Origin of the sequence: Pararhizobium sp. LjRoot255, from assembly GCF_964252905.1 — a bacterium.
In the GTDB taxonomy this organism is placed as follows: domain Bacteria; phylum Pseudomonadota; class Alphaproteobacteria; order Rhizobiales; family Rhizobiaceae; genus Pararhizobium.
Genome location: NZ_CAXUPQ020000002.1, coordinates 1260240 through 1279044, shown reverse-complemented (window position 1 = coordinate 1279044; position 18805 = coordinate 1260240). Strand labels below are relative to the sequence as shown.

At 60.5% G+C, this 18805-nt stretch carries 17 protein-coding genes and 3 pseudogenes; 9 read left to right on the top strand and 11 right to left on the bottom strand.

The features are described 5' to 3' along the window. Window positions 1–7: 7 nt before the first annotated feature. A complete protein-coding gene (locus ACSQ2W_RS25135; protein ID WP_436088826.1) occupies window positions 8–733 on the bottom strand; it encodes a hypothetical protein in 726 nt (241 codons plus the stop codon). A gap of 836 nt (window positions 734–1569) precedes the next feature. Here ACSQ2W_RS25135 and ACSQ2W_RS25130 point away from each other — a divergent pair. From ACSQ2W_RS25130 to ACSQ2W_RS25120, 3 genes are read left to right on the top strand one after another with little or no spacing between them, the layout of a single operon-like run. Then, window positions 1570–2196 carry an isochorismatase family protein gene (locus ACSQ2W_RS25130; protein WP_436088825.1) on the top strand — a complete coding sequence of 209 codons (627 nt, stop codon included), beginning with the start codon at window positions 1570–1572 and terminating at the stop codon, window positions 2194–2196. After that, entirely contained in the window at window positions 2193–4148 is a 1956-nt protein-coding gene (locus ACSQ2W_RS25125; protein WP_436088824.1) for an anthranilate synthase family protein, read from the top strand. The genes ACSQ2W_RS25130 and ACSQ2W_RS25125 overlap by 4 nt, the downstream gene beginning before the upstream one ends. A 56-nt stretch (window positions 4149–4204) precedes the next feature. Next, the gene (locus tag ACSQ2W_RS25120; RefSeq protein WP_436088823.1) at window positions 4205–5059 is read left to right on the top strand and encodes a PhzF family phenazine biosynthesis protein; all 855 of its coding nucleotides are present in this window, start codon (window positions 4205–4207) and stop codon (window positions 5057–5059) included. A gap of 10 nt (window positions 5060–5069) precedes the next feature. Here the strand turns inward: ACSQ2W_RS25120 and ACSQ2W_RS25115 are convergent, their stop codons facing one another. From ACSQ2W_RS25115 to ACSQ2W_RS25100, 4 genes are all read right to left on the bottom strand, one after another. Continuing rightward, complete coding sequence (locus ACSQ2W_RS25115) at window positions 5070–6833, bottom strand: ABC transporter ATP-binding protein (RefSeq protein WP_436088822.1); 1764 nt, start codon at window positions 6831–6833, stop codon at window positions 5070–5072. Further along, window positions 6830–8554 carry an ABC transporter ATP-binding protein/permease gene (locus ACSQ2W_RS25110; protein WP_436088821.1) on the bottom strand — a complete coding sequence of 575 codons (1725 nt, stop codon included), beginning with the start codon at window positions 8552–8554 and terminating at the stop codon, window positions 6830–6832. Before ACSQ2W_RS25110 ends, ACSQ2W_RS25115 begins: the two co-directional genes overlap by 4 nt. A gap of 81 nt (window positions 8555–8635) precedes the next feature. Then, window positions 8636–9820, bottom strand: a complete 1185-nt coding sequence (locus ACSQ2W_RS25105) for an MFS transporter (RefSeq protein WP_436088820.1) — start codon at window positions 9818–9820, stop codon at window positions 8636–8638. A 289-nt stretch (window positions 9821–10109) separates the two neighbouring features. Then, window positions 10110–10595 (bottom strand): PhzA/PhzB family protein, encoded by a 486-nt coding sequence (locus tag ACSQ2W_RS25100; protein WP_436083625.1) that lies wholly within the window; start codon window positions 10593–10595, stop codon window positions 10110–10112. Window positions 10596–10943: 348 nt separating this feature from the next. Between ACSQ2W_RS25100 and ACSQ2W_RS25095 the strand changes: the two genes are divergently transcribed. The 3 genes and pseudogenes from ACSQ2W_RS25095 to ACSQ2W_RS25085 form a co-directional block, all read left to right on the top strand. Further along, the gene (locus ACSQ2W_RS25095) at window positions 10944–11513 is read left to right on the top strand and encodes a TetR/AcrR family transcriptional regulator (protein WP_436088819.1); all 570 of its coding nucleotides are present in this window, start codon (window positions 10944–10946) and stop codon (window positions 11511–11513) included. A gap of 113 nt (window positions 11514–11626) precedes the next feature. Beyond that, entirely contained in the window at window positions 11627–12106 is a 480-nt protein-coding gene (locus ACSQ2W_RS25090) for an N-acetyltransferase family protein (RefSeq protein ID WP_436088818.1), read from the top strand. A 111-nt stretch (window positions 12107–12217) separates the two neighbouring features. Then, a pseudogene (locus ACSQ2W_RS25085) lies at window positions 12218–12475 on the top strand (ATP-binding protein); the annotation flags it as partial. 393 nt (window positions 12476–12868) lie between these two features. Here ACSQ2W_RS25085 and ACSQ2W_RS25080 read toward each other — a convergent pair. From ACSQ2W_RS25080 to ACSQ2W_RS25070, 3 genes and pseudogenes are all read right to left on the bottom strand, one after another. Beyond that, window positions 12869–13161: pseudogene (locus tag ACSQ2W_RS25080) on the bottom strand (type II toxin-antitoxin system RelE/ParE family toxin). Beyond that, the gene (locus ACSQ2W_RS25075) at window positions 13161–13415 is read right to left on the bottom strand and encodes a type II toxin-antitoxin system ParD family antitoxin (protein WP_436088817.1); all 255 of its coding nucleotides are present in this window, start codon (window positions 13413–13415) and stop codon (window positions 13161–13163) included. Before ACSQ2W_RS25075 ends, ACSQ2W_RS25080 begins: the two are co-directional and overlap by 1 nt. 277 nt (window positions 13416–13692) lie before the next feature. Beyond that, complete coding sequence (locus ACSQ2W_RS25070) at window positions 13693–13851, bottom strand: HNH endonuclease (RefSeq protein WP_436088999.1); 159 nt, start codon at window positions 13849–13851, stop codon at window positions 13693–13695. Window positions 13852–13853: 2 nt separating this feature from the next. Here ACSQ2W_RS25070 and ACSQ2W_RS25065 point away from each other — a divergent pair. Then, window positions 13854–14016 (top strand): annotated as a pseudogene (locus tag ACSQ2W_RS25065) (helix-turn-helix domain-containing protein); the annotation flags it as partial. Window positions 14017–14162: 146 nt separating this feature from the next. Here the strand turns inward: ACSQ2W_RS25065 and ACSQ2W_RS25060 are convergent. The 3 genes from ACSQ2W_RS25060 to ACSQ2W_RS25050 all read right to left on the bottom strand — a co-directional run bounded on the left by ACSQ2W_RS25060 (window position 14163) and on the right by ACSQ2W_RS25050 (window position 16665). Beyond that, window positions 14163–15182, bottom strand: a complete 1020-nt coding sequence (locus tag ACSQ2W_RS25060; RefSeq protein WP_436088816.1) for a histone deacetylase family protein — start codon at window positions 15180–15182, stop codon at window positions 14163–14165. A 294-nt stretch (window positions 15183–15476) separates the two neighbouring features. After that, window positions 15477–16133 (bottom strand): phosphoribosyltransferase, encoded by a 657-nt coding sequence (locus ACSQ2W_RS25055; RefSeq protein ID WP_436088815.1) that lies wholly within the window; start codon window positions 16131–16133, stop codon window positions 15477–15479. 94 nt (window positions 16134–16227) lie between these two features. Then, complete coding sequence (locus ACSQ2W_RS25050; RefSeq protein ID WP_436088814.1) at window positions 16228–16665, bottom strand: universal stress protein; 438 nt, start codon at window positions 16663–16665, stop codon at window positions 16228–16230. A gap of 213 nt (window positions 16666–16878) precedes the next feature. Between ACSQ2W_RS25050 and ACSQ2W_RS25045 the strand changes: the two genes are divergently transcribed. Continuing rightward, the gene (locus tag ACSQ2W_RS25045; RefSeq protein WP_436088813.1) at window positions 16879–17598 is read left to right on the top strand and encodes a FadR/GntR family transcriptional regulator; all 720 of its coding nucleotides are present in this window, start codon (window positions 16879–16881) and stop codon (window positions 17596–17598) included. Next, on the top strand, window positions 17595–18767 hold the full coding sequence (locus ACSQ2W_RS25040) for a PLP-dependent transferase (protein ID WP_436088812.1): 1173 nt from the start codon (window positions 17595–17597) through the stop codon (window positions 18765–18767). Before ACSQ2W_RS25045 ends, ACSQ2W_RS25040 begins: the two co-directional genes overlap by 4 nt. Window positions 18768–18805 lie beyond the last annotated feature (38 nt).

Sequence of the window (18805 nt, the reverse complement as noted above, 5' to 3'; positions counted from 1 at the left end):
ACGTGGATCAGGCCGCGCGCGGGTCAACGCTTTCCTGGGATTGCCAAAGGCCCTTGGTGTATTGCGAAAAATTCAGGTCCTGCCGTAGCGCCACGTGCGACGCGAGTGTCTGCACATCCCTCCAGTGGCGCAGAGCCGGGCTTTGATCGAAATGTGCCTGACTCCCACTCAGCCGGAAAATTCGCCCGATCGCCGTCAGGATATACTCGATCGCCAGGGAGGAATCGCGCCCGTTCCTGCCGGTATCGATCACCGACAAAAGCCCCGTATCGGAGGCGCGACATGCACGTTCCAGCAGCAGACTGGCCGCATCGAGCTCGGCAAGGGAACGCGCATAGGCGATGCCCATCTCGCTGTCTGGCCGAAAATCGCGCCAACGGCTTGTCCAAAGATCGATCGCGGCGCGGGCAGCACCCAAGGCAACACCTGCAAAGAGGGGCGGATCGCTGTCAACCGGCGAAACCTGGTAGGAGGGTCCGGCCGCGGCTCGCGCCTTGCCGCCCCACAGGTCCTGCTTCAGGAATGTGCGATGCTCGGGTACGAATACTTCGTTCAGCTGGACGCTGTGGCTTCCCGTCCCGCGCATGCCAAGCGTCGACCAATCGTCGACAATGTGCAATTCCGATACCGGAATGGCAGCATACCGGGCACCCTCGCCGTTTGGAGCGAAACAGACCAGTGCCCAGTCGGCATAGGTGATACCCGAGAGGTAGTGCCAGTTGCCGCTGAGCATCCATCCCGTGCCCCCTGCGGAGGCACTCCCAGAAGGCCGGAAGGAAGCAGAAATGAGGACGTCCGCCCCCTTCCCCCAGATCTGGCGCTGCCCTTCCGCGGGCAGATAGCCTGCCATTCGGCTGGCGACCGCATATATCGTGGCGCACCACGCCGCCGATGCGCACCCCTGCGCAACTGACTGAACGTCACTCAATAAATCGACAAAACTCGATTTTCCTCCGCCGTAGGACGCCGGCACGAAGTGGGATGGGAACCCACCTGCACGCAACGCCTGAACCGCTCTTTCTTGGGGCCGGCGTTCTTCGTCGGCCTTGCCCGAGAGTGCCGCGACCAGACTTCGCAGAATCGTCATTTCCGTTGTTCGATGGCCGGATATCGCCGCTGCGCCAAGAAGTGTCACGGGCCAATCCCTTCATATTACGATCTACTACAGCCTCTTCTGGGGAGCCACGCGGCCTTGACGATCCGTCAAGCGGACGGCACCCCTGCACGTCCGAGGCTCACATGAGTTTGCATATGACTGAGGGTCAGTCAATAGCAATTTGCACCAAAAGCTAGAAAAAATCCAACGGTACACCCATTGACTTATGACTGATAGTCAGTCAGTCTTCAGTCACCGCCACGGATCTTCGTCATGAAAGTGCTACATATTCAAGGGTATGCGATGAAACGTGAGCAGTAGGATTTTCTCGACGCCGGCACGGCCAAATTAATTCCATCCGCTCCTCGATCGCCACCAGCGCCAATGGTGCGACCTGGCGCGTGTAGCGCGGTACCGCCATGACCTCACTTCAGGAGGTTACGATTTCAACAAGAACGACAAGGAAAGGTGCCATGCCCGGTATACCGCAAATCGAAGAATATCGCATGCCGGATCAATCCCGATGGCCGGCCAGCCGCGTGGACTGGCAAATCGACCCGGAGCGAGTCGTTCTTCTCATCCACGACATGCAGCGCTTCTTTCTTCGCCCCATTCCGGCCCCGTATCCGAAGGATGCGTTGATCAGCAACGTCGCGGCCGTTCAGAGGAATTGCCGTGCCGCCGGCGTCCCAATCATCTTCACGACACAGCCAGGCAGCATGACGCCCACCCAGAGAGGTCTTCTCAAGGCCTTTTGGGGGCCCGGTATGGAGGCCACGGCTGAGGACCGGCAGGTGATCGACGAGTTGGCGCCAGAACAACGCGACATGATCTCAACGAAATGGCGCTACAGCGCCTTCTACAACTCGAGCATTCTCGAGGAAATTCGCAGGCATGGGCGCGACCAGATCATCATATGCGGCGTCTACGCCCATATCGGCATCCTAATCACGGCCGTGGAAGCGTTCTCGCACGACATCGAGACTTTCGTGGTTGGTGACGCCGTTGCCGACTTTTCCCTCAACCGACATCTGGCCGCCCTCGAATACGGGGCAAATTGCTGTGCAAGGATCGTCGCAGCCGACGAGGTTTTGTCATGACGCTGGGATTGCTCGACAGAATTATTCGTTGCGAGGACGAGCGGGTGCCTTTCGCCTTGATCTTCAGGCCGGAGGGTCCCCACTCCGGTGCATTGGAGGTTTTCTCCGGCAAGGTGGAGAAAGCCGACCTCATCGGTTCCATCGATCTGCCGGACGGCGCCCCGGAGATGGGCACGGAGCAAGCCGACGTGCTTGCCCTCATTCCTTTTCGCCAGCTCGCCGAACGGGGATTTGCCTGCATCGACGATGAAACGCCCTTGCTGACCCTACAGATCGCCGAACGGGATGTCGTCCCTCTGAGCCAAGTCCTGGCGAAACTGCCTGCCGCACCGATCCAGCTGAAGAACGGCCGGTTCGACATCGACGATGAGCACTATGCCGATCTCGTCCGCGCGGTGATCGACAACGAGATCGGCAATGGCGAAGGTTCGAACTTCGTCATCAAGCGCTCGTTCACCGCCCAACTCGAAACCGATGCCGTCGAGGCCGGCTTTGCCGTCTTCAGGCGGCTCCTGCAGGACGAAGCCGGCGCCTACTGGGCCTTCCTCCTTTTTACGGGCGATCGGTTGCTGGTCGGCGCAAGCCCCGAGCGGCAGGTGAGCATGCAGGGTGGCGTCGCGACCATCAATCCGATCAGCGGCACCTATCGCTATCCCCCGTCCGGCCCAACCCTGTCGGGCGCGGTCGACTTTCTCGCCGATACGAAAGAGCGCGACGAGCTTTATATGGTCGTCGACGAGGAACTGAAGATGATGGCCCGCTTCTGCCCCAAGGGCGGAACTGTGGTCGGACCGTTCCTGAAAGAAATGTCCCGCCTCGCCCATACCGAATATCTAATCAAGGGGAACACGCCCGCCGATCCGCGCGAGGTATTGGTCCACACCATGTTTGCCCCAACGGTGACCGGCAGTCCGCTCGAAAACGCCTGCCGCGTCGTTGCAAAATACGAGCCGGCCGGCCGGGGCTACTATGCCGGCACATTGGCGCTGTTTGGACGGGACCAGTCCGGTACGCGAACGCTCGATTCGGCCATCCTCATCCGAACGGCATCCATCGGCATGGATGGAGGTGTCTCTCTGGGCGTGGGCGCAACGATCGTGCGCCATTCAGATCCGGTCCAGGAGGCGTCGGAAACGCTATCCAAGGCGAAAGCAATGCTCGGCGCCTTCGGGTTTGAACCGCGGCTGCGCCTCAGCGACCACCAGTCGGTGCAAGCGGCACTGAAGCAGCGAAACGCGCTGGTTTCTTCCTTTTGGCTTACAGAGTGCAACGAGCGGGGGAGACCCGACCCCGCTTTGAGCGGCCTCTCCGCACTGGTCGTCGATGCCGAGGACGAGTTTACTGAAATGCTGGCGCAACAGCTCGCTGCGCTTGGGCTGGTGGTGACGAAACGCAGCTTCCAATGCGCAAATGTCCTTCATGGCGAGTGGGATCTGGTTGTCATGGGGCCTGGCCCGGGCAACCCCAACCATAACAAGGATCCCCGCATCGCGGCCATGCAAAGGACGATGGCAACGCTCCTGGCCGAGCGCCATCCCTTCATAGCCGTCTGCCTAAGCCATCAGATCCTGTCGAGGGAGTTGGGACTTGAAGTCCTTCGCCGGGCTACACCGAATCAGGGTATCCAGCGGGAAATAAATTACTTCGGCGATTGGCAGAGGGTCGGCTTCTATAACAGCTATGTCGCGAATTGCGCCCGGGACTTCCTTTACCTCGTCGATGGGATTTGTGTCGAGGTCAGCCGCGACGAGACGACCGGAGAAGTCCACGCCATGCGGTCGGCATTCTTCAGCACTATGCAGTTCCACCCAGAGTCCCTGCTTACTCAGGACGGACCTGGAATTCTGCGCCAAGCCATCCTCCATCTGGTCCGAGGCGGTATCCAGGCATTCGATGCGCCCGTAAATCATAAACCAGCGCTCGACTTCAATTCGATTGGCATGGCTGGTTAAAAACCAGCCATCGCTTCTCCCCGTGACACACGTTTGCTCCACAACGGAATTCCGACATGCGCACGCATTCCTATGTCCTTGCAGATGCCTTTTCCGATCGGCCGTTGAAGGGAAACCCGGTTGCAGTCTTCCCTGACGCTGCCGGGTTTCGCGATGCCGACATGCAAAATATCGCCAATGAACTGAACCTTTCTGAGACGGTCTTTACGTTTCCCCCCGACGACGGGGGCGACTTCAGGATCCGTATCTTCACCCCCGTCAACGAGTTGCCTTTCGCCGGTCACCCGGCGTTGGGAGCCGCGGCGGTCCTCGGGCAATCCCACGCCTCCGGTCGCCTCGTCCTCGAGACCAAGATGGGACCGGTCCCCTTCAGACTGGATCGCTCTCGTTGCGGTGAAATCGTGGCCGTCACGATGCGGCAACCCATACCGACATGGCAGGACTATGATCAAAAAGAAACAGTGCTGCGGGCCTTGGGGCTGAGCCACTCCCTCTTCCCTGTAGAGATATACCGCAACGGCCCCCGTCACGTCTTCGTCGGACTTGCGTCCATCGAGGCGCTTTCGGCGATCAAACCTGACCACCATCAACTGGCGCAATTGCCGGATGTTGCGATCAACTGCTTCGCCGGTCAGGGTTTGGAATGGAGGATGCGGATGTTCTCCCCCGCCTACGGCGTCGTCGAGGATGCGGCGACGGGGTCCGCGGCCGGACCGCTGGCGCTGCACCTTTTGCGGCAGGGGATCATCAATTTCGGCGACCAGATAAAGATCCATCAGGGCGTCGAGATGGGCCGGCACTCCCTCATGCATACCCGCATTTGCGGATCCCGGCCGCTCACGATCGAAGCGATCGAGGTTTCGGGCGCGGTGACCGTCGTCGCGCGTGGCGAGTTTCTGCGCTGGTCGTGAGCATCGCGCTTCATGCCGGCGGGCCTCCTTCTCCGATGAGCCTGGCATAGGCGCCACCCCGTGCCGCTAGCGTGGCATGGGAACCATCCTCCACAATTGCGCCGTCTTGCAGGACCACGATCCTGTCCGCGCGGCGGATCGTGGAGGGGCGGTGCGCGACGAGGATAACCGTCCGGCTACCGCGTACCGAGTCGAGCGCCTGCTCGAACGCTCTATCGCTTTCCGTATCGAGATTGGACGATGCTTCGTCGAGGAGAATGATCGGAGCCTTGGTAACGAGTGCCCGGGCGATGGCCAGACGCTGGCGTTCGCCCCCAGACAGCTTAGCGCCGCGTTCGCCGCACATCGTTTCGTAGCCGTCGGGCAAGGCTTTGATAAACTTGTCCGCCTGTGCCAGGCGGCACGCCTCCTCGACATCGGCCATCGATGCGTCCGGTCGGCCCAATCGGATATTGTCCGCAATCGTCTCGTTGAAGAGATGGATGTCCTGCGGAACATAGGCGATCAGGGACCTGAGCGTGTCGAGAGACAGGTCACGGATATCAAGCGCTCCAATAGAAATCGTGCCCGCCGAGGGATCGCGAAAGCGCAGAAGCAGGTTCATGACGGTGCTCTTGCCTGCACCCGACCGACCGGCCAACGCCACCATGCTGCCGGCGGGGATGCCCAGATCAAGGCCTTTCAGGACTTCGCCCCTGTTCGCATCATAGGCGAAAGTCACGTTTTGAAACCGAATCGCCCTGCCAAGCGGCGCGGGTGCCTTGCCGGTGTCGGCGACTTGAGGAAGCTGATGAAGAATAGCGAGGATGCGACTTGCGCCAGCTTTCAGTTCGCCGAGTTTGCGCGCCGTTTGACTGACCTCGACGATCGGCACCAGCGCGCCCCCGGCAAGTACGACGATCAGCGGAAGAAGCGCCCCATCGAGCTTTCCATCGTTGATGCGGGTGATGGCGATGAAGACCGAAACCAGGACCGCAGAACCCGTTAGAAAATCGATCAGCGCCTGTTCCAGGCCGGCGCGCGAACCATATTGCCGCTGCGCTGCTGACACGCTCGATGTACGGCGCATCAGCCTGTTCAAGAAATCCTGACCACGACCGAAGATGGTCAACTCCCTTTGACCGAGGACGAACTCGACCGTGTCGGCGTTCAACGCGCCGAGATTGCCGAGAATGACACTGCCTTGTCGCTGCGCCCGACGCGAGAACCAGTACGGAACGCTTGCGACAAAAAAGAGAAAGGGCAGAAGCCCGATACCGATTGCCGGCTCCACATAAAAAATAGCGGTCAAGGCCACGAGCGGCACGAGGACAGCGGCACAGTAGTCTGCCAGCGTATGAGCATAGAAGTGCTCCATCAGCGCCGCGTCCGAAATCGCGACCGATGCGAGCTCACCCGTGTGGAGCCCGAGGATATCTAACGGGGCAGCGCGTGCCAGCCCCTCATAGACGCCCAGCTGCAGGGTCTCGATAACCGAGAAGGCAAGCGCATGCGAGATATAGGCCTGCCACCAGCGGGCCGCAGCCGTCGCGACGATCGACGCAGCAAGCCCGAGGAAGACCGCGAACAATCCCCCCGGCGCCTCGCCTGCCATCACCCTTCCCGCCAGCCACCCGGCAATGCCGAGGCTGACCAGCATGGCACCGTGAGAGCAGACCGCCGAAAGGACAGTGAGGAAGAGCTTGAAGCGATGGTCTTTCAAAAGTGGGATGAGGCCGAGGATGGATGCGGCGGAGCCAAGGAAATTCGCCTGGGAGGTGCTGTCCTTGCTCACTGAGACAACCCTTCCATTTCGGCTGCGAGAAGAGTGCCATAGGCACCCCCGCTTCGACCAAGCTCGGCCGGGGTTCCGGTCTCCACGAGCCGACCACCATCCAGGACAAGGATGCGGTCGGCCCGCGCGATCGTCGAAAGCCGGTGCGCGATGACCAGCATCGTCCGCTTGCCTGCGACGGCCTTGAGCGCGGCCTGTATCGCTTTCTCGCTCTGCGCATCCACATTCGACGTCGCCTCGTCGAGGATGAGGATGGGAGCATCCTTCAGGAGGGCGCGGGCGATCGAAAGGCGCTGCCGCTGCCCGCCGGAAAGATGCATGCCGCGTTCGCCGATTTCCGTATCGTAGCCCTGCGGCAGGCATTCGATGAATTCTGCGATATGAACCGCGCGGGCCGCAGCGCGTAAGTCATCATCCGTCGCCTCTGGCTTGCCGAACCGCAGATTGTCCGCAATCGTGCCCCTGAAGAGAAACGTGTCCTGGGACACGACGCTGACGAGGGAGTGCAGGTCCTTCAACGATAGGTCCCGTACGTCGACTCCCCCGACATAAATACGGCCGGATGAGGGGTCGAAGAAACGTAGGAGCAGCGCCATAACGGTGGACTTGCCCGCGCCCGACGCGCCGACCAGTGCTACGAATTCCTTCTCCCGCACGTGAAAGGAAAGAGAGGCGAGAGCAGGGCCAGCGCTTTGCGGATAGGTAAAGCTGACATCGGTAAACGCGACGTCGCCGGTGGAGGGCTTGTCAACCGATCTAGGTGGTTCGATGACTGCAGGGCTAAGGGCCAGAAAAGATTCGATCGGCGCGATGGCGCCACGCGCCGCCCAGGCGGTATGAAACTCCTTTTCGACGCGGCTCAGTGGCCGGAAGGCCTCGGGCGCAAGGAAAAACGTGACGAGCAGGACATGGGGTGCAAGATTGCCTGAATCGACTCGTAGCACATTGACGACGACCAGCAGGCCAATTCCCGACAGCATCACGAAGCCGGTCAGACCGCCACGCAACAGGCTGACCCGCAATGTCGCCATCGCCTGCTGACGCAACGCCGTTGCCTTCGTCGCCAGCACCGACCGGCGCGCGTCCGCGGCTCCGAAAGCCTTTATCGTAACGATCCCCTGCAGGCTATCGAGTAGATAGGCCGCGAACGCTCCCATGGCCGCAAAGACGCCTGATCCCTTGGGCATCCGCCAGCGCATCCATGCCTCGTCTACGATCGGGAACGCAAGGAGAAAGAAGGCTAGCAAGAGGGCCGACACCCAGTCCAGGGCAGCAATCACGATCACGACGCCGGTGCAGCCAATGATCGCGATCGCCACCGCCGGAACGTAGCGAGAGTAATAGCACTCAAGTGCCTCCACGCCGCCGACGATCGTTGCCTGGAGCTCGCCGGTCTGTCGTACAAGCGTAACACCGGGACCGAGGATCAGGAGATGCGAGAAAAGCCTTTTTCTAAGATCGGTCTTGACTGCTTTGGCACAGGCCTGAGCGACCAACTCGGCGAGCCAGATCAAAACAGCCCGCAGGACCAGTATGCCACCAAGTCCGAGTAGCAGGGGCGTGACGCTGGTTGCGGTCATATCGCTGAGCGCCTCGGCCAATATGGTGGCCAGAAGCATCGCCTGACCGGATCCGCTTGCCACGATCAGGAGACCGACCGCAACAGAAGCCAATGTCCAGCGCGCAATTCCGCCGCTGCCACGAACCAGCTTCGCTCGCATCACGCGATCTCCAGGATTGCTACACCAATGTTGCTCGACCGACTGATGCCGGTTGCGAGAGCGGGCGGACGGGGCGGAAAGTTAATAGCTTGCCACATGGTTGCGGCCTCCAGGAAGGCTTACGATGGCGTTTATGGCGAGCAAGGCAAGCAAGACGGCGACGGGCCAGGTCCATCCGCCGCTCCAGCCATGCAACGCCGCTGCAAGGACGGGCCCCGACGCCGCTATGAGATAACCGCCCATCTGCACCACACTGGACAGTTTGGCCATTTGCGCCGGGTCGACGGACCGCTTAGCGAAGAGAACGCTTGGAATGCCCTGCCCGGCCCCCAGGCCCAGGCCCAGGAGGATGACCCAGACCGGCGCCCACCACGGGGGCGACAACAACACACCCGCCAGGCCCACGATGCACAGACCAATGGAGGCGAGAATGTGCGAACGCTGGTCGTCATGCTTCGCAGCGATCATTGGCCCGAGAAAGCCGCCCACCGCCACGGCGAAGATACAGATTGCAAGATTAAAGCCCGCGGCTGCGGCGTCCATTCCCTTGCTTACATAAATGGCTGGTAGCCACGCCAGGACGGCATAGAAGACGAGCGTCTGCACGCCGAAAAACGCGATCAGGCTCCAGACGATCCTTTTGCGGAGCATTTCACTCCAGTTTCTCCGCTGGGCAAGAACCTGCGTGGGCTTTGCGCTGTCGAAAAGCGGAAGCAGAGCACCGAGCGCCATCAGGGCAGGCAGGACGGCGACCCCCAGAGCAAAAGCCCAGGAGTTGCCTGCGGCGTCGTAAAGCGGGATCGCAAATGCGGCCATGAGCCCGCCTCCCCCACCCATCATCATCGCATACACACCCATCATCACACCAATCCGCTCTGAAGCGAAATTATGGCGAATGAAGACAGGGGTGAGTACGTTGAGGGCCGCGATTCCGGCACTTGCGATAACCGTTCCGACAAGCAAGCCTGACAAGCCTGAGGAACGGACGAGAATACCCACGACGAGGATGAGCGTCGCCAGAAAAAGCGCTCGCGAATGACCGAACCTGCGGCTGAAAACGGGACCAAGGGGCGCGAAAAGCCCCATGCATAGCGGCGGGAACGCAGTCAAAGCGCTCGCGGTGGCAGCCGTCAGATGCATGTAAGGGATGAGAGGCCCCACACCCCCAAAGACCACCCGCAGGTTGAGGCATACGAGGACGACCGCGACGAGCACAAGAAAGGCGTGCCGCGACCCCTGCCCAACTTTCTTTATTGAGACTAACATGACGCCCTCACGAACAGCCTAGCCACGATGTTCCGCCGAATCCGACGGGAGTTTCGACGGCGGCTGGGTATCAGAATAAGGTCAAACTACAATTTGACTGACCGTCAGTCAATCGATTTCAGGAAATTTGAACACGCCCCTCCGCATCGCGCACCGATCGTCCGCCGGCCGAGGCATGAACTCGAACTCGCCGGGGCGATGCCCCCATACGAAGACGGCGCCACTCTGGAAGAGCAGCGCCTAAAGGAGTGAATGTTTGCATAGGCTCGCCGTGCGGGCGGCCGTCGGCTTAGTGTTCGGCGCGCTGGGGCAGACCATGCCGCTTGACCTGGGGAATCGGAATCCCCAGCGCGCGCAGTTGCTGATAAGGATTCATGAACTCCTTGCTCTGCTTGATCTTTCCATCCTCCAACAGGAAGAAGAAGATAAAGTGATTTTTGTAGTATCCGTCCGGATAGTCGGCAAAGAGTATCCGCCCCTCTCCGTCACATTCGACCCAGAATTTGTTAGGGTCTTGCGTCTCATAGATCTCGACATTCTTCCATTCCCAATCTGGAAAGCACTTCAACGACCACTCTCCATGGGACTTCAATGCATCGCGCCCCTTTGCTACGATGGGATCGATCGTATCGGCGGTCCAGAGGCCACCCGTCCCGTCATCGGCAAACAACATATATCTTGTAAGCCGGCTCTCACCCTTCCGGCTCATGTAGTCTTTCACAACATTGCGATTTTTCTCGCGCAGCACGCCATCATGTTCCAGAACGTTTTCCATTTTCCAGCTCTTCGAGTGTCCAAGATGCGTTTGGATTATGCCGACGGACGACGGTCGATCATGGCAATTTCAAGACGACCGATTGACTGACGGACAGTCATGTCGTAACATATCCACGATGAATTGCAACGTGAAAGGTTTAAAAACCTGAGGTGGAGCGCTCGCTGTCTCTCACCGGTCCAGCTGCAAGACGGCTTCCCGCCGAACATGATTCGTCACCCCCATATCGCGCCGCAGGTGTTGCAGCTCCCAGCGAACGCATGAGATCAGCCTGGATCAGGAGAGAATAGAATGCCTGCACGTTCCGCAAGCCGGAGAACCAAACCCGCAGAAGAGCGCCGCGAAGACTTGATCGCCGCGGCGGCCCATCTCTTTCAAACCAACGGAGTCGAACCGACGACGGTCGAGCAGATCACGGCCGAAGCGGGCGTCGCGAAGGGAACCTTTTATCTCTATTTCTCGTCGAAGGACGACGTGGTCAACGCCCTGCGGGATCAGTTCGTTCACATCGTCCTCGGCGGCATCAACAGCGGGCTGAAGGGCAAACGCAAGGACGACTGGGACGGCAAGCTTGCAGGTTGGGTCCTTGGCTGTACGAAAGCCTATTTGGACGCCGCCCGGCTGCACGACATCATCTTCTCCGAGGGCCCGCCCCCGAGCCGGACGGGATTGAGCAACAATCCCATCGTGGACCAGTTGAACGAACTGCTCGCCGGCGGCGACGCCGCTGGCGCCTGGACGGTCAAGAACCCCCGTTTTACCGCGATCTTTCTCTTCAACGCGTTGCACGGGGTCGTCAACGACGCCAAAGTCTCATCCTCGCCGAACAGAACCCTGCTGGTCCGCCAGATGCGTGAGCTGTTTGCCCGAACTGTCAGCAGCCGTGCGCAACAGCAGGGTGTTCAGGATCAGTCTTAGTCCTCCCGCAGCCGCCGCGGGCCGTCTTGCAAGCACCATGAGTTGCAAACGGCTTTCCCATGGAGTAAATGACTGACGGACAGTCATTTACTCCATGGGAAAGGGAGATGAACATGTCGCTGGAAATACGGCAGGCAGAAGTGGACGATGCCGGCACGATCGTCGAATTCACGAAAGAGCTCGCACGTTACGAGGGGAGTCTCCAGGATGTCGTCGCGACCCCGGCCGATATCGCCTCTTCGCTTTTCTCACAGCGGCCGTCGGCCTATTGTGAGCTAGCCGAATGGAATGGCGAACCGGCAGGTTTTGCGATCTGGTCCTATAATTATTCGATCTTCCTCGGCAAAAGTTGCCTCTGGCTGGAAGATCTGTTCGTGGCGGAAAAGTTTCGCCGCAAGGGAATTGGCCATGCGCTGTTGTCCCATCTGGCCCGCAAATGCCGCGATGAGAGGCTGGGGCGAATGGAATGGTCCGTCCTGCATTGGAATGAGGCTGCCATCGGCTTCTACCGCGGGCTTGGCGCGAAAATCGATGAGGGACGCCATAAATGCCGCTGGACGGCTGCGGACATCGCCGCCGTCGCGTCATTGTGATAACAGGCGTGCAAGATAATGGTCGAACTCCTCACGCTTGCACATGACCGCGGCTGCGAGGCTGGACTCGCCGACCAGCTTCAGCTCGGCCTCGACGCCGCACGCCTTTCATTGCAGCTCAATGAACTCCGCCTGCCGGCGATCAAGGTTCTGTGGCCGCAATTTGGTGAACAGGCCGACAAGGAAGGCTGGCCAGCAGCAAGACTGCCGGCCGGCAAGACCATTGACAGTTTCGACTTCAATGCCGTGCCAATGATCTCGAAAACCCAGGTCATGGCAATCACCGCCGGCGACGCATGGATCGCAAAGAGAGCCAATGTCATGACGTTCGGCCCACCGGGCAGCGGCAAGAGCCATTTGGCTGCCGCCTGACGCTAAATCTTACGTATAATAAAGATTATTATCTTCAACCATCTTGTTTTGCATGACGAGCAGGCGTTTCCGGAAACCGGCCTGATCTCAGTATTCGGTCAGCCCCGGTCCGCGGATCATGGGCTGTGCTGGCACACAGAGCCGACGTATTAAGTATACCTGGTGACGATCGAGGGCGCCGAGGCCCATTTCCACGAACGGGTGAGTCCGCGGTGTTGGCGCTTCACCGCTGAGGCGCGACCGCCGAAAGCATGCAGTTTCTCGCCTCGGGCCTCGCACAGGCCGGCTGCTCGGTGCTGGCGCCGACGCTGCCGGGCCACGGCACGAGCCAGGAGGATATGAGGACGACGGTGCCGCTGCAACTGCGCCTTTTCGTTCAATCGGCGAGGCCTAAATGGGATCGCCGGCCCAGTCTTCATGCCCATGGCGTACTCGGATCACGAAAATGGCTCCGTGCTCTTCGATCCGGTTGACAACGAGATGGGCTTTGAACGGATGATCCTAACCGGCGGCGAAATCTCTTCCCGCTCACACGCCATTCGCGGATTCCCGGCAATCAGGTCAAACACTGCGAACAGCTCGTCATGATATCGACTAGCTTGCGCGGATCCGAACATGCGGACACCTTGCTCGGCGATCGCAATGATGTCCTCTTCCGCTTCGACAGAAAGGCTAAAACGCATTATCTGCTGCCGCGCGTCGTTTCCGTGCGCGCCACTGCCGCGGCAAAGAGTTCGTCCTTCGACCGGCTGCCAACACCACTTTTGAGACCGTCGTCGATGAAGCGTTGCATGGCGGCAATCTTATCACTGCGCGCTTGGTCCCTCCGAATTAAGTCGCGCACATAGTCACTAGCATTGGAATATCGCCCGGTCCTCGCTTGCGCCTCGACCCAATCTTTCATTGGGTCCGGTAGAGATACGTTCATTGTAGCCATTCAAGCCTCCATGTTACGCCCAAAGTTAGCGGAATTTGGCAAAGTTTGTCAAGAACGATCACTTTGGACACGAAGGCGGCAACCCGGCAGGTTCATTCTCCACACATCACGCACCACGCCGCAATCGCATTCTCCGGATCGTGTAAAACCCCAATTTCTAAATGGTGGTTTCCCATGCAAATTTACAAATGCTCACTGCTTGAAGCAGTTTGCCGTTGGAGAAAATGAGGATGGCCGCTCGAACGGTCGTGATGGCACGATCGCCCTTCCAGTCTTGTTAATCAGGCCCTGGATGCTTTTCCGGATCGTTGGCTTGCCGCGAGATCAGGATGTCGAGCTCATCCGAGAGGCCGATCAGCCCCCGGTCGAACAGCCAGTGTACCGTGCCTGAGAGGACGATGCCATTGCCGAGGATATCGGCTCCGTTTTCCTCCACCGGGCGGAGAGGCCTCAACCGACCGAACCGCGGCGGCCGGTGCGGTATGCCAACCAGTTGCCTGAGCCGGTCGAGGCGATGATCGTCTCGTGCAAGAAGAACAAGCCGCACTGGGGTGCCAGGAAGATCAGAGAGCTTTTGGTAAAGCGCCTCGACGGCGACGTGAGCACACTTGCCATTCTCCCTGACAGCGGATCCAGGATCGGCCCGCCGACGTCGTCAACCTCTTCGATCCGGAGATCATCGGCGGCGGCGGCGAAGCGGTGCAATTCGGCGAGGCTTTGCTGGCGCCACCGACGAACGCGCCGCGGTCAATGGACAAATCCCGCCAGGAACGCCGTAAGATTGGCGCTTAACGCGTCGCAGAGATAACCGCCTTCCTGAACGATAACCGCAGGCAATCCGAGCCCGCTGATCGCCTCGGCGATCCGTGCAAAGCCGGACGTGGAAACGGAAAGCCCGCCGAAAGGATCGCCTTCGAAGGCATCGAGTCCGAGTGCGACGACCAGCGCGTCCGGCCCATAGGCCTCGATGCGGCGGTTGGCGGCCTCCAGCGCTTCCAAAAATCCTGCATCGGTCGTCTTGCGCGGCAGAGGCAAGTTGAAATTATAGCCGAGCCCTGGGCCTTCGCCACGCTCGTCGGCATTGCCCCAGTAGAAGGGATAGAAGCGCACGGGATCGGCATGCAGCGACACCGTCAGCACGTCGTTGCGGCTGTAGAAAATCCCCTGCGTGCCGTTGCCGTGATGCAGGTCGACATCAAGGATCGCGACGCGCTTGCACGAGCCGCGCAGATGTTGGGCCGCAATCGCCGAATTGTTGAGAAAACAGAAACCTCCGGCGACATCGGCAAAGGCGTGGTGACCCGGCGGGCGGCAAAGCGCATAGGCCGTACGCTCGCCGGCCAACACGACTTCCGCCGCCTCGACAGCACTCCAGGCGCTCCAGCAGGCGCTGCCCCAGGTGTCGGCGGAAATCGGGCAAGCGGTATCGGCCATATGATAGCCGGCCTGACCGACGGCGGAGGCGGGATAGCGGTCGGTGCGGGCCAGCGGATGGATGTTCGGGATGACCTCTTGCGACGCACCCTCGATCCGCTGCCAGCGCAGGAAGATGTTTTGCAGGAATTCGATATATTCGGGCGTATGGATGGCGGCGATCGGCTTTACGCCGTGATCCCGCGGCCGGACGATCTCGCAGCCTGCAGCCTTGGCTCCGGCAAGCAGTCGCTCGATACGCTCCGGTTTTTCCGGATTGGGCTGCGCCGCGCCGGCAGACAGGAACATCTTCGGATCATGCTTCTTCTGTTCGTTCGCATAGAAAGCCCTCATGTCTCTTCCCCTCATCGCCTCGGGTCGGCTTCGGCCCTGGCCCCCTGCCGATCCCCGTGGGCGCAGCCGGCGCCGAAGCGCGACAATTCTGGCAATTTGCCGCCCTTGTGAAAACCCCCCTGTCTCCGATACCTAATCACACGGCATCTCGCCCGCGGCAGCCGGCCCCGGACCATGCTCACCGCCGCCTGCCCGCCGCCATCGAGGTTGTGCCGCGCAGCGAGCGGAAGTGCCAGATAGCCTGACGGGACCGGCGCACCGGCTTACTCCTTCGGTGAATGCGTCCAATGCCGGCTATTCCTCCGGGCCTTCCTTCTTGGCTGTCTCCAGCGCAGAAATGACCTCAGCGTCCGTGACCTGACGAAAGTCGTCATAAAAATACCCAACGGCATCAAAGGCGAACGGCGCTTCCAGGCAGACGAACGCGTCAACACCTCTGCCCAGTTCCTCAAGCGATTCAGCCGGCGCAACCGGGACGGCAAGCACCAGTTCCTGCGGCTTCTGCTCTCGAATGGCCTGCAGCGCGGCCTTCACCGTCGACCCGGTTGCGATGCCGTCATCGACGAGAATGACCACGCGCCCGCTCAGCGGAATGTTGCTCCGGTTGCCGAGATAGAGCTGCCTCCGCCGCTTGAGCTCCACCTGTTCCGTTCGGCACATCGCTGAAAAATCCCGGGCGTCGACGCCCGCGAGCCGCATGACATTTTCGTTGCGAACGATCGTCGGCTCCGGGCCGTCCACGATAGCACCCATCGCCAGTTCCGGCTGGAACGGCACGCCGATCTTTCGAACCAGGAGAAGATCAAGCGGTGCGTCGAGCGCGTCGGCAATTTCGACAGCGACCACGACGCCGCCGCGCGGGAGTGCAACCACGATCGGGCGTTTCTCGCGATAGCTGGCCAATGCGTCGGCCAGCCTGCGTCCTGCGTCCTTGCGATTTGCAAATGACATATCGCACCCCTCCGTTTCGATCGCGGCCACACTCCGGCGCCAACGCGGAAATTGCACCGGGGCAGCTTACCTCATACGAGACAAAGCCGCCATTTCAACGATAGACGAGCACCGGTATCTTGGAGTGAGTGAGCACTTTGGTCGTCACGCTTCCAAGCAGCAACGCGTCAATGCCGCGCCGCCCATGGGACGCCATGGCGATCAGGTCGCAGCCCTTGTTCTGAGCCGCATCGATGATCGCCCGGTAAGGCTCGCCGCTGCTGACCTGTACGGAATCGCAGCTGACGCCATAGCGGCTCGCCTTCCGTTCAGCCTCGGCAAGGTGCCTGACGGCGACGGCGCGCGCATGCTCTTCATATTCGTCGCGTGTGCTTGCAAGCTGCTCGCTGTCGGCCGTGAACAAATGGAATGGCTCAACGACCGTCAGAACCGTCACGCGCGCCTTCGCATCGCGAGCGAGCTCCATGCCAAGGTCGAGCGCCGTCGCCGACAGCTTCGAGCCGTCGATCGGGATGAGAATGTGTTGAAACATGAAATCCTCCTTCTGTTTTCGCGCAGCATAAGCGGTCGGGATTCAGCAACATTGATCGCGGTCAAACCGGCGCTAGGACTTTCGTCTGACGCGCCCGGCCCGTCTTCACTCCACCCAACGGGCTAGGAATCACAATGGCCTTGACGCGCCCGGCGTAATTTGCGTTATTGATCAGATGTCAGACCAATTATGGTGCCAGCCGGGATGCGGACGATGAAGCATATGGATGCAAGAGCGACCCTCATCCCCCTGCCCCCGGCGGACCGGGTCCAACAGGTCACATCAGCTCTCGCCGACTACATCCAGCGTTCCAATCTCGTTCCCGGCGACCGGCTTCCCGCCGAGCGCGAGTTGATGGCGGCACTTGCGGTCGGCCGCTCGACCATTCGCGAAGTCATCCGTCATTTCCAGGCGCTCGGCGTCGTCGAGGCCCGCAAGGGCAGCGGCACCTACCTCTTGAAGCCCATTTCCGGCGCCACCATCCACATGCCGCTGTCGCTCGAAACCACCCATCTGCGCGACGCGCTGCTGAAGACGCTGGAGGTCCGCCGCGGCATCGAGGCCGAGGCCGGCATGGTCGCCGCCCGCATGCGCACGCCGCAGGACCTGAAGACGATCGAGGAAAAGCTGAACGAGATGGAACGGGTGCATCTTTCCAAGGGCACATCCGGCCCGGAAGACCTTGCCTTCCATCTCGCCATCTACGACGCCACTCACAATCCGCTGTTCAGGCAGTTGCTCGAACAGATGCGCGAAGCCTTCGAGCGCTTCTGGGAAAGGCCCTTCGACCGGCCCGACTTCGCCCGCCGGTCCTTCCCATTCCATCGAACCCTCTTCAACGCGATCGCTGCGCAGAGCCCCGAGGCCGCGCGTGCAGAAACACTGAAAATCCTCGCCATCGTCGAGGAAGACATCAAGGAAATGTCCAAATGAGCAACGGGTTTGATCCGTTCGAAGATGCCTCCCTCATCGTCGCCCATGACGAGAGCAACGCCTATGACGCCGTCGTGCCGCCGATCGTGCAGACCTCGCTGTTCACCTTCACCGATTACGACGACATGATTGCCTCCTATCGCGGCGAGAAGATCCGGCCGATCTACACGCGCGGCCTCAATCCGACAGTGCGCATGTTCGAGGAGATCCTGGCCAGACTAGAAGGTGCGGAAGACGCGATCGGCTTTGCCAGCGGCATGTCGGCCATATCTTCCACGATCCTTTCCTTCGTCGAGCCGGGCGACCGGATCGTCGCCGTCAGGCATCTTTATCCCGACGCCTTCCGCCTGTTCGGCACGCTGTTGAAACGGATGCGCATCGAGGTGACCTATGTCGATGGCCGCGACGAGGAGGAAGTGGCAAGAGCACTGCCCGGTGCGAAACTTCTCTATCTGGAAAGCCCGACAAGCTGGATCATGGAAACCCATGACGTCGCAGCCCTCGCAGCCCTTGCCAGGCGCCACGGCATCGTCACCACAATAGACAACAGCTGGGCGAGCCCCGTCTTTCAGCAGCCGATCTCGCTCGGTGTCGATCTGGTCATCCATTCGGCCTCGAAATATCTGGGCGGCCACAGCGACGTCGTCGCCGGCGTCGTGGCCGGCTCGAAGGAACTGATCGGTCGCATCCGTGGAGAGGCCTATCCCTATCTCGGCGGCAAGCTCTCGCCCTTCGATGCCTGGCTTCTGATCCGGGGCATGCGAACGCTACCGATCCGCATGAAGGCGCATGAACAGTCTGCCCTGTCCATTGCCCGGCGTCTGCAGACGCATGAAGCGGTCGAGACGGTCTGCTATCCCGGCCTCGCCAACCAGTTGCCAAGCGGCCTTTCCGGCACATCCGGCCTGTTTTCCTTCATCTTCAAGGCCGGCGTCGATGTCCGCATGTTCTCGGATCACCTGAAGCTGTTCAAGCTGGGCGTGAGCTGGGGCGGCCACGAAAGCCTGATCGTGCCGGGCAATGTCGTTCTGGCGCAAAAAGCACAACCCAATTCCGCGGTCGCCTTCGGCATCAGTCCGCGGTCGGTACGGCTCCATGTCGGCCTGGAGGGAACGGAGGCCCTCTGGAGCGATCTCGAAGCGGCGATCGGCGCCGCTTCATCAGGCTGACGATAGCAAGCAACCACGTGAACAAAAAGGGGAAATAA

Excerpts from the sequence above, each read along its gene's own strand:
- ACSQ2W_RS25090 (WP_436088818.1), top strand. The coding sequence starts at position 11,627 with ATGTCGCTGGAAATACGGCAGGCAGAAGTGGACGATGCCGGCACGATC.
- ACSQ2W_RS25040 (WP_436088812.1), top strand. The coding sequence starts at position 17,595 with ATGAGCAACGGGTTTGATCCGTTCGAAGATGCCTCCCTCATCGTCGCC.
- ACSQ2W_RS25055 (WP_436088815.1), bottom strand. The coding sequence starts at position 16,133 with ATGTCATTTGCAAATCGCAAGGACGCAGGACGCAGGCTGGCCGACGCA.
- ACSQ2W_RS25135 (WP_436088826.1), bottom strand. The coding sequence starts at position 733 with ATGCTCAGCGGCAACTGGCACTACCTCTCGGGTATCACCTATGCCGAC.
- ACSQ2W_RS25120 (WP_436088823.1), top strand. The coding sequence starts at position 4,205 with ATGCGCACGCATTCCTATGTCCTTGCAGATGCCTTTTCCGATCGGCCG.
- ACSQ2W_RS25050 (WP_436088814.1), bottom strand. The coding sequence starts at position 16,665 with ATGTTTCAACACATTCTCATCCCGATCGACGGCTCGAAGCTGTCGGCG.
- ACSQ2W_RS25060 (WP_436088816.1), bottom strand. The coding sequence starts at position 15,182 with ATGAGGGCTTTCTATGCGAACGAACAGAAGAAGCATGATCCGAAGATG.
- ACSQ2W_RS25130 (WP_436088825.1), top strand. The coding sequence starts at position 1,570 with ATGCCCGGTATACCGCAAATCGAAGAATATCGCATGCCGGATCAATCC.
- ACSQ2W_RS25045 (WP_436088813.1), top strand. The coding sequence starts at position 16,879 with ATGAAGCATATGGATGCAAGAGCGACCCTCATCCCCCTGCCCCCGGCG.
- ACSQ2W_RS25125 (WP_436088824.1), top strand. The coding sequence starts at position 2,193 with ATGACGCTGGGATTGCTCGACAGAATTATTCGTTGCGAGGACGAGCGG.
- ACSQ2W_RS25110 (WP_436088821.1), bottom strand. The coding sequence starts at position 8,554 with ATGCGAGCGAAGCTGGTTCGTGGCAGCGGCGGAATTGCGCGCTGGACA.
- ACSQ2W_RS25100 (WP_436083625.1), bottom strand. The coding sequence starts at position 10,595 with ATGGAAAACGTTCTGGAACATGATGGCGTGCTGCGCGAGAAAAATCGC.
- ACSQ2W_RS25075 (WP_436088817.1), bottom strand. The coding sequence starts at position 13,415 with ATGGCTACAATGAACGTATCTCTACCGGACCCAATGAAAGATTGGGTC.
- ACSQ2W_RS25105 (WP_436088820.1), bottom strand. The coding sequence starts at position 9,820 with ATGTTAGTCTCAATAAAGAAAGTTGGGCAGGGGTCGCGGCACGCCTTT.